The organism is Bacillus sp. JJ675, from assembly GCF_036963165.1.
GTDB classification, from domain to species: Bacteria; Bacillota; Bacilli; order Bacillales; family Bacillaceae; genus Bacillus; species Bacillus glycinifermentans.
Genome location: NZ_JBALMR010000011.1, coordinates 21,903 through 31,308, shown reverse-complemented (window position 1 = coordinate 31,308; position 9,406 = coordinate 21,903). Strand labels below are relative to the sequence as shown.

9 protein-coding genes and 1 pseudogene are annotated in these 9,406 nt (G+C 45.3%); 4 read left to right on the top strand and 6 right to left on the bottom strand.

The genetic code is table 11. From position 1 onward, the window contains the following. Positions 1 to 129: 129 nt before the first annotated feature. Positions 130 to 522 (bottom strand): annotated as a pseudogene (locus V7126_RS03690) (amino acid permease); the annotation flags it as partial. Positions 523 to 991: 469 nt separating this feature from the next. Beyond that, positions 992 to 2,176: a macrolide family glycosyltransferase gene (locus V7126_RS03685; protein ID WP_175077280.1), complete on the bottom strand. Its 1,185-nt coding sequence runs from the start codon at positions 2,174 to 2,176 to the stop codon at positions 992 to 994. A gap of 476 nt (positions 2,177 to 2,652) precedes the next feature. On the opposite strand from V7126_RS03685, the gene V7126_RS03680 reads away from it, so the two are divergent. Both V7126_RS03680 and V7126_RS03675 read left to right on the top strand, forming a co-directional pair. Then, positions 2,653 to 3,669, top strand: a complete 1,017-nt coding sequence (locus V7126_RS03680) for a serine hydrolase domain-containing protein (RefSeq protein WP_335496743.1) — start codon at positions 2,653 to 2,655, stop codon at positions 3,667 to 3,669. Between the two features lie 35 nt (positions 3,670 to 3,704). Further along, positions 3,705 to 4,355 carry a TVP38/TMEM64 family protein gene (locus tag V7126_RS03675; protein ID WP_335496740.1) on the top strand — a complete coding sequence of 217 codons (651 nt, stop codon included), beginning with the start codon at positions 3,705 to 3,707 and terminating at the stop codon, positions 4,353 to 4,355. Between the two features lie 44 nt (positions 4,356 to 4,399). Here the strand turns inward: V7126_RS03675 and V7126_RS03670 are convergent, their stop codons facing one another. Together V7126_RS03670 and V7126_RS03665 are read right to left on the bottom strand one after the other, a co-directional pair. Beyond that, complete coding sequence (locus V7126_RS03670; protein ID WP_046132478.1) at positions 4,400 to 4,711, bottom strand: YbjQ family protein; 312 nt, start codon at positions 4,709 to 4,711, stop codon at positions 4,400 to 4,402. 402 nt (positions 4,712 to 5,113) lie between these two features. Further along, positions 5,114 to 6,496, bottom strand: a complete 1,383-nt coding sequence (locus tag V7126_RS03665) for an MFS transporter (RefSeq protein ID WP_231947460.1) — start codon at positions 6,494 to 6,496, stop codon at positions 5,114 to 5,116. A gap of 214 nt (positions 6,497 to 6,710) precedes the next feature. On the opposite strand from V7126_RS03665, the gene V7126_RS03660 reads away from it, so the two are divergent. Next, complete coding sequence (locus tag V7126_RS03660) at positions 6,711 to 7,049, top strand: hypothetical protein (protein ID WP_046132475.1); 339 nt, start codon at positions 6,711 to 6,713, stop codon at positions 7,047 to 7,049. 226 nt (positions 7,050 to 7,275) lie between these two features. Here the strand turns inward: V7126_RS03660 and V7126_RS03655 are convergent, their stop codons facing one another. Both V7126_RS03655 and V7126_RS03650 read right to left on the bottom strand, forming a co-directional pair. Further along, positions 7,276 to 7,944, bottom strand: coding sequence for a YoaK family protein (locus V7126_RS03655; RefSeq protein ID WP_046132474.1), 669 nt, complete (start codon positions 7,942 to 7,944; stop codon positions 7,276 to 7,278). Between the two features lie 170 nt (positions 7,945 to 8,114). Beyond that, positions 8,115 to 8,825, bottom strand: coding sequence for a DUF421 domain-containing protein (locus V7126_RS03650; RefSeq protein ID WP_046132473.1), 711 nt, complete (start codon positions 8,823 to 8,825; stop codon positions 8,115 to 8,117). 141 nt (positions 8,826 to 8,966) lie between these two features. Here V7126_RS03650 and V7126_RS03645 point away from each other — a divergent pair, with 141 nt between their 5' ends. Next, complete coding sequence (locus V7126_RS03645; RefSeq protein ID WP_046132472.1) at positions 8,967 to 9,248, top strand: hypothetical protein; 282 nt, start codon at positions 8,967 to 8,969, stop codon at positions 9,246 to 9,248. Positions 9,249 to 9,406 lie beyond the last annotated feature (158 nt).

Here is a 9,406-nt window from a genome sequence, read left to right as displayed (position 1 = left end):
CCTGATCACATTCTGATAGAATATTCAATTTTTCTTCTTTTGAAAACCATTTTCCAGCCATGAAAAAACTCCCCCAAGGCAAACAGATTTTTTTATTTCATCTGTCTACCTTTAGGGGAGCATATCAATGATCGTCGGTGATTCAGACCCCTTTATCGTCAAGCCGGGAAACCAATAGGCCACATACTGTCGGACAGCCGTTACTTCAATCGAAATCAGGCTCGTATACGCAACGATCGTAATGAAGGAAATTAAATAGCCGACAAGGTGGCCGTGCGTATAAACCGGGTAGCGGATAATCCCTCCCGTACGCGGCAAAGCTGCGCCTAGCTCAGCATACACGAGACCGATCAACAGGATGATCACCCCTCCGATAATCCAGGAAAAGCTTCCTGCCGGACCCGCTTTTGATGCGACATTGCTGACGGCAAACAGCCAGGCTGAACCGAATATCGCTCCCATACCGATCAATATAAGATCAAGCAATGTCATCGTTTTTTTGAATTTGCCCTGTTTTGACATAATGCTTCCTCCTAGTCAGTACGTTCTAAAAAGTGACACATGAATAGATGTAGTATGTTCAAAATGTGGCACTGTATACTTCTTAGCATCTTTCTGACTTCGTTAAACAACAGGCGGTCTTTAAGATGCTTCTACGCGATGACAAAAGCCCTGGGTCGCCGGGAGGACAAGACGAATAGCGGGGTATAAAAGGAGGTTTTGCTAAAAGAGAACCCGGATTTGCTGCAACATAAGACAATACGATTTATTTACTTAAACCGGGCAAGTGAATGGTTGTATCCTTTTGATGATGCCGGCCGGGTCACTCAGGCCATGCAGAGACAAAAGCGGTTTCTGCGAAGTTATTAAACCATCTGGCGATCGCCGCTTCGGTCAGCATTTTTTCAAAACCATGAAAGCCGCCAGAAGGCAGCAGAAAAAATCAAGGGGAACCCGAAAGGTCCCCCCAGAAATATGATTGTTTACATAATTATTTTACAGTCAACAATTTGAAAAACGCTTCGATTTCATCGGCGGCTTTTTCCGCTCCCCCTGCTTCCCTGATGTTCTTTTGCATGTCCTTTACCCGGTTTAGCATTTGTGCGTCATCGTCAACTTTGGAAACGGCTTCCTGCAAGGAGCGAACAGTTGTTTCCTCTGGCTGCAGGTGCTTTCCAAGCCCGAGCTCTTCCACGCGGCGGGCCGTGATTTCCTGTTCCGGCATTTGCGGAATGACGACGAGCGGAACGCCTGCATTCAATGCTTCCATCGTACTGTTCATTCCCCCGTGGCTGATGAACAGCTTTGCTTTTTTAAGGATTTCAAGCTGCGGAACATGCTGATGAATCGATATGTTTTCAGGTACGTCTTTGAAGCTTTCGGGATCGATCGTCCTTCCAACCGACATAATGACCTGCCACTTCGTATCCCTGAACGCTTCGATGCACATCTCATAGAACTCAGGCCAGGCATTGAAGGCTGTCCCCAGTGAAATCAGCATGACAGGGCGGCCGTCATCCTTGACAAGCGGTATGTCTTTTTTCTGGAATTTACGCTCGGCAAGAGACGGACCGACAAACCGGAAGCGTTCGTCAAACGTATCACCGTATGGCTGAAAAGCGCGCGGCATAAAGACAATATTAAGGTTTGCCGGCTGAAATATTTCTTCAAAATACGGAATATTGGCATTATTCAAGTCAGGAAGCTGTTCTGCGTTCTTTCCCATTTGAATCGTTTCCGCCATCGCCCTGAAGTGAAAATGGTCGTTCTGGGCGTATGTCGAGCAAAGCCGAACTGCTTTCACCCCAAATTTTTCCGCCAGGATCTTCCCTGCCATCGCCATAAAGTCAAAAATGACGAGGTCCGGCCGGTCATTTTCATAAAACGCTTCAAGCTGAGGAAGAACTTCGTCAACTTCTTTTTTAAACATTTCCGGCATCTGTTGTGCCGTTTCTTTATTTTTCATCACTTCCCGAATTTGGCGAGGATCGATATTTAAGGTTGAACGGTATTGAAGCGGTTTTGCCCCCGTTTCTTCAATAGCAGTTGTGAATTCTTCCGTGACTGGATACGTCACCCGGTACCCCCGCTCAACAAGTTTTTTCGTCAAAGCCAGTGTCGGATTAATATGTCCATGAGCCGGAATATTGAAGATGGCGATATGTTTTTGTTCCATTTTATTACCTCCCGCAATGTTTTAAGCCTGCAGCTGAAGCGCCGCATCGAAAGGCTTCTTCCAATACATAGTAATGAACATATTATAGATAATAAAGGAAAAACCCTTCAAAATTAAAGTAAAATTAAAAAATACTAATATAGTCCTTTTCTCAAGAAATAAAAGGAGGATCTTTAGACTCATCTCCGGGCGCAACCTCGACTTTCTTCCTCATTTCATTACTGCCGCCTTATATTTGTTTCATTTTAGATAAAAAAGGCACCTGGGAAACAGCCAAATCGTCTCCCAAGTGCCAACACTATTTTGTCATAATTTTGTTTCATTTTACTTAAATTTAGCTTAAATTATACCGAGAAATATGGAAAATCTCCGAAAATTTTTATAATGTTATGTTTGGCGCGCCCAGCTATTTACATTCCTTTTCAACATACCGTTTTCTACTTAATGAATTATAGAATATGAGAGGATTGGTTTTATTGGAATATACAGCAGATCATCTCGATGCCTATTTAATGGAACAAGCATCCAAAAATCATTTCAATGGCAGCATCCTGCTGGCCGACCGCAATGGCGTGATTTTGTCCAAAGGCTACGGATACTCCAATTACAAGGATAAAATGAAAAACGGGCCGGCATCACGCTATCAAATCGCTTCTTTGACAAAACAGTTTACCGCTATTGCAGTCATGCAGCTGCAAGAAAAAGGGCTGCTGAGCACAACAGACCCCATTCGATTCTATTTGCCCGACTATCCAAACGGCGACAGGATCACCATCAAACATTTATTAAGCCATACATCAGGTATTCCGGACTTTTTGGGGGAAGAACTGCTCGATATCGAATTAGAGCTTTCTCCACTCGACCGATACATCTCCTGCTTTATGGAAAAACCGCTCGAATTCAATCCGGGCCAAAGGTTTAATTACAGCAATTCGGGCTATATCCTGCTCGCTAAAATCATCGAAACCGTCACAGGCGATTCTTATGCAAACAACATTCAACAGTTGATACTTGATCCGTTAGGCATGGAAAACTCGGGGTTTTTCACGTCACCGGAAGATATTTTCCCGACAGTCGGTTATCTAGCCCTCAACCGTGGATCGGTACAAGCCCCCATCATATACGGTCATGGGGAAAGCGGGCTTTACTCGACTGTCGAAGACTTGTATTTGTGGGACCGGGCGCTGTATACTGAGAAGTTGGTGACGAAAAAATCGATGAAAGAAGCCTTGTACAGCTGTATCAACAAGCCGGCTTTTGTTAGCGAAGGTCCGCTAGACGCGCTCGTTCAAAACAATTGGATCGGATACGGGTGGTTCATTAATAAACAAAATAAGCATAAAATATGGCATGACGGTGAAGTCCACGGTTTTATCAGCTCGATCAACCGTTACATGGATCAAAAGAAGGTTCTCATCATGCTCAGCAATTGCAATTTGTCAAAAGCCGATGACATCTTGGCTTATCTGGAAAGCGCTTTGTTAAAGATGTAACGTAAATTGTGAAGAGAGGCAGCGAAACAATCAGAATGGTAAAAAAACTACTCAGCATCGCTATGATGATTGCCATCATCATAATCGGTTTTTTACATAAAGAAGCCTGGCTTGAAATGATCAAAGCAGGCGGAAGCTATTCGGTCGCATTCAGCATCCTGCTTATGGCGGCCTGCGCCTTTTTCCCTGTCGTTCCGTTTGCCATCACCGCCGGAATGAACGGTGCGGTTTTCGGAATCGGAAGCGGCCTTATGATCACGTTATCAGGATCGATGCTCGGCACGATGCTGCTTTTCTTTCTGTCCCGTTACGGATTCAGGGACTGGGCAAGAAAAAAGGCCTCAAAATTCCCGAAAATCGGTGAGTATGAAGGCTATTTTAACGAGAATGCCTTTACCGCCGTGCTTACGGGCAGGCTGATCCCCGTCATTCCTGCGATTGTCATGAATACGGTCTGCGGATTGAGCAACATCAAATGGGCGGTCTTTTTTGCCGCTTCAACGCTGGGAAAAATCCCAAACGCTCTCATCATATCGATTGCCGGCGCCAATTTCGGCAAACATAAGCTGCTTTCCTTCGGCATCTACGGCATATACATGATGATCATCATGATCATCATCTATCGAAAATATCCCCAGCTTTTCACAGGCCGCAAAGGATCGGAACAGTCGGAGAAAACGCCTTGATATAAGGCGTTTTAAGGACTGCCTGCTCCTGATACTCCGAAAGTTTAATCAATGATGACAGCCGTTCCATACCCGATTAATTCAGAGGTACCCTGTCCTGCAGAGAGTTCAAACCTTAACCCGGCGATCGCATTTGCTCCCGATTCCTCCGCCTGCTTCACCATGCGTTCTTTCACCATTCTCTTCGATTCCTCAAGCATTTCTGTATAATTTTTCAGTTCTCCGCCAATCATAGATTTCAAACCTGACAAAATATCTTTTCCGATGTTTCTCGATTGAACAACGCTCGCTGTGACGATTCCCTTAACCTCTTGTATGTTATGACCCGCGATCGTATCCGTTGTCACGATAAGCATATGGTCTCCTCCTGTGCCGTACAATTTTTAATCTATGAATCATATCGGACAGATTTTAAAAATGTTGAGATGATTTTCCTGAAAATTCGCAGAAAAATCCTTTAAAAAGAAAAGCTTTCACCTCATTTCCTGCAACAAAAATATCTCATCTGATGAAATTACCCCATGCACTACTATTTAAAGGGATCACTTCAAGCGGTCAAAGCAGTTGTCCGCCATCTGACATGACGAGATCCATCGGGCTCCCGGTGATACCAGCAGCCCGACTTTTGAAGGTTAATGATGCAGAAGCCGTCCCCAGCCGCTGCAATGAAGCTGTTTTTTTTTCATGAATGCGTCCCCTCCCAAGCACGCTAAAAAGCGGCCGGGTCATATTACAAACCCAGCCGCTCAAGCAAAAATTCAACGTTTTTTCCGTCTGCCAGTCAGTACATACAGCAAGCCGCCCGCCAGCACAAAAGCTGTGAAAAGGAACAGCATATAACTGAACTTCCCTGCCTTTTCGTGTCCCATTGCCGGAAGGAACGGAATGTCAAACTCCGGAATTGTCAGCAGGCCGCCGACAAAGGCGATGCCGATTCCTTCAGATAGGAAGCAGGCGAAATTCAGGATTCCCATGCCTGCCCCGGCTTCCTCTTCCTTCAAAGTTTCTGAGGCACTGCTGGAAATTACCGTTTTGATAAACGAGAGGCCGCAAAACGTGGACACAAGCAGCGCGGTCATGACCCACGGCGCCCGATCGCCGATTTGCGATGCGGCGACAAAGCTTGCCGCAATAAGTGTTATTCCGAGAGAAAACACCGGACGATTGCCGAACCGATCTACCAATGCACCGCTTAGGAAACCGAAAAAGATGACGCCGATCGTTCCGGGAAATATAATTCCGCCTCCAATCGTATCGGCACTCATATGGTATACGGCTCTCATCATATAAGGCACCATTGAGATAAACCCGGCAACGGTTCCCAATAATATGCATCCTGACAAAACGATCACGACAAACATTCGATTTGAAAATAAAGACGGCTCGATAAAAGGATGTTTTACCCGGCGGATGTAAAACGCAAATCCGCAGAGCGCCAGAACGCCTGCCGCGATATAGACTGCGCGGTATTGTGCGGTAAACAGCGCAAACATCACAATGCCGAACGACAGCAGGCATATCCCCAGAACGTCCATGCTTCGTTTCGAGACCGCTTCATCAGAAAGCCTCCTGGAAAAGTAAGGAACAGACAAGAGTACTGCCATCGGCGGGAGAAAGAGAAATGACCAATGAATATAATGGGCGATCATTCCCCCGATCGCCGGACCGGCGCCTTCCCCCGCCGCCACCAATGAACCGACGATTCCAAACGATTTTCCGCGGTCTTCTGAACAAACAAAGCGCGTGATCATCACCATGATCAGCGCAGGCACGGCCGATGCGCCGGCGCCCTGCAAAAAGCGCGCGAAAATGACGGCCGGAAAATATGCGTGTGCAAGCATGCAAAATAAAGAGCCGGCTCCATATGTCATGAGGCCGATGAGAAGCGGTCTTTTTAAACCGTACATATCGGAAATTCTGCTGTAAATGATCGAGCCGACGGCAAACGAAAGGATGAAGCTTGTATTCACCCAGCCGGCCGCGGATGGCTGCACGCCAAAATCCGCTGCAATGTCGGGCAATGCGACATTAAATACGGTCTCGTTCATGACGCTGAAAAACGCGACAAAGCTAAGCCAGCCAAACGCTGTTTTTCCCTGATGAACGGATTTTTCCGTCTCTGAATATAAATCCTTTTCCACCAAAATGATACCCCCGCATGTCAGGGGGAATCACGCAGTTTATAGGGCAGATGATGCGCTTCCCCCCTTAGTTTGTACCCCGATTGTTTTTCTGCACTTCATAAAAACGCCTCCTTATTTAGGATGTTCTCATTATATACCAAATCAAGAATTGTGCATCTATGTATCTTTATTTTTATTCTTTCGACTATATATGGTGGAAGGAGATAGAATGATGAAAAAAACGCTGTTTTTGTGGATGTTTATATTATTATCGCTCGGCTTGTTTCTATTTTACAGTTTTAAAAGTTCCGCCGCTGAATCGGCATTCCCAGTACCATTGTTCGCCAAAATCAAGGAAACGAACGAATACGAGAAGGGGAAAATAGCGGTTGCATATACCTACTTTCCGGCTAAAGAAGAAAACGGTCCGAGCCCGGTTTACCTGATGAAAATCGCGGAGCAGGGCTGGCATCATCTCGAACAAACGGGCCTTGCTGGAACGTACGAAAAGAACGGGAAGACCGTCACACTTATTTACGGCACCGGAGAATTGACGGTAATACAGGAATAGGCCGCGTTAATAAACGAATGGTGTCAATGTGTTGCTCGACGTTTTCAGTTTGATATTGAGGCATAAATGATGACAAGCGCAACAAGGCCGCCATCACAATCGATAATCAAAAGGTATGATCGTTTATGTTTTGTCATCTGTGAAGTCCCGAAAAGCCCCTTCCCTCTTGGTGTGGCTTTTCGGGGCAACCTCGGCCGGCTTCATCCCGTACAAAGCATGTTTATTTTCAAACCCCTCTAAACTTGATTCCCGCTGTGATAACGATCCAGAGAATGATGACGATCGGAATCCATACCACCGCAAATGAATAAGCCGGTTCGGCAACCGCAGCAATGACGGCTCCGAGACAATACAGCACGATCGTTAAAGCGCGGAGCAGTGCATCTGTATGTAAAATGTTTTGCTTTTTTTTGCTAAAAAACCGTCCGCTTATATCTTCGAAAAAGTTGGCCAGCGTCCCGGTTAAGACAGTTGTTGAAATACCGGCGATACCGAGCTTTCTAGCCGCAGTTGTCTGAAGCCCCATCGCAATGCTGAGCAGTATAATCAATATGTCTGCTGACGTTTGCAATGATGACAGACATGCAAACAGAAGCAAAACGCCCCCCTCGACAATTAGCGCTGTCGTTACGGATGACGGCCAGAAGGATTTTTCCTGTTTACCGGCTATCAAAGACGCAATGATTACGCCGATGATGAAGCCGAGCAATGCGATGAGAGAATACATGGCGGTTTTTTGGAGAGAGTTTCCGAGGGCCAGTCCGAGCAGTACGATATTCCCAGTCATGTTGGCGGTAAAGACGTGGCCGATGCTTAAGTACCCTATTACATCTACTATCCCTGCGGTCAAACAGAGAAGCAAAAGCATGATGTAGCGATAATACGCAGCTTTCAATGTGATTCCATCCTTTCTAAACAGACCTTTCGGCATGATCAGCGAAACGGGGAATCGGCGGAAGACACGATATTCTCCGCCGATTCATTCATTTGCTTTTTTCACACGAGTACCATTTTACCATAATGATGACCGTATCGGGCCGAAAGAAACCAGCTAGGGATGTAACCTTACTCTTTATCAACCGGGAATTGGATATGGTCTTTGTATGTATCGATATAAACTTTTCCATTAGGCAATAAGACTGCGTAAAATACTTCTTCCAATGCGGTGTTTTGTTTTTGCAGTTCAGACATGAGCCATGATTCGGTAAGCTGATTTTCTTTCATATTGTCCTTCTTAATTTTCCGGTCCATGATCAATTCGATCGGAAGCTTCGATTCAGGTGCAGCCGAAAGCCATAAATCCTGTTTTGTCACCTGCCGGAACTGCGGTTTTTTTAGTACGGTTAATTCGCCGTTAGTCTCGATAATGGCAAAGAGCACTTCTTCAATATTGAAAATATCTTTTTCCCTGAGCTGCTGATTCAGATAGTCCGCGGTGTAGCGCATGCTGCGCATATTTTTTTCGAGAATTTTTCCGTTTTGAATCACCACTGTCGGATCACCCGCAAAAAACGTCCGGCTTTTTTGGCTCCACATCGAGATGTACGCTGTCGCCAAAATGACGCCCACAAACATAAAAAAAGCTATTACATGGTGGTGGATTTTAATATTGGAATTGAAAGTCAAATTCGCGGTAATCGCTCCGAGCGTGATCGATGCGATGAAATCGAAAATATTCATTTGCGAAATCGTTTGTTTCCCTAGCAGTTTTGATCCCGCCAATAAAATCGCAAAAGCAATAACCGCCCGAATAATGAGATCGATATATTCGTTCACAGGTTTCACCCCATCTTTTGGATAGACACTACAACCAGTCTGGACACCGGAAAAAAAATATATACTGTCGGCCGTCCCAGCGGAAAAATTGAAATATTTCCTGTTCAAAAAGGAATACTATTTCGTGAGGTGGTGCTTTTTATGGATTTCCCGATTATACATACGAATGTATGGGATGCTGTTACAGCGGTACCAATTATCATCTTCATAACACAGCTCATCAAAATCTTTTTAAAGGTTCCAAAAAAGTATGTGCCTACAGTTTCCCTGGCTCTCGGTTTGATTATATCTGTCTGCATCAGCCATCGGCACAGCCTCATAGCCGGTATCTTTATGGGCGGTTTCTACGGCTATGCCGCTATCGGATCGTATGCATCGCTGAAAACAACGGTTACATCGTTTCGGAACCAAAGCCGGACATAACAGCGTACGACTTAGAAAAGATTGTTTTTGCAAGAAGCCTCCCTCATGCATGATTCACAATAGATGTTACCAATAAACTTTACCCGCGGCCTTCTAGCTATTTTCATATGAAGGCTAATGAATAACGAACACATCAACTTAGGCTGATGATTTTTGCT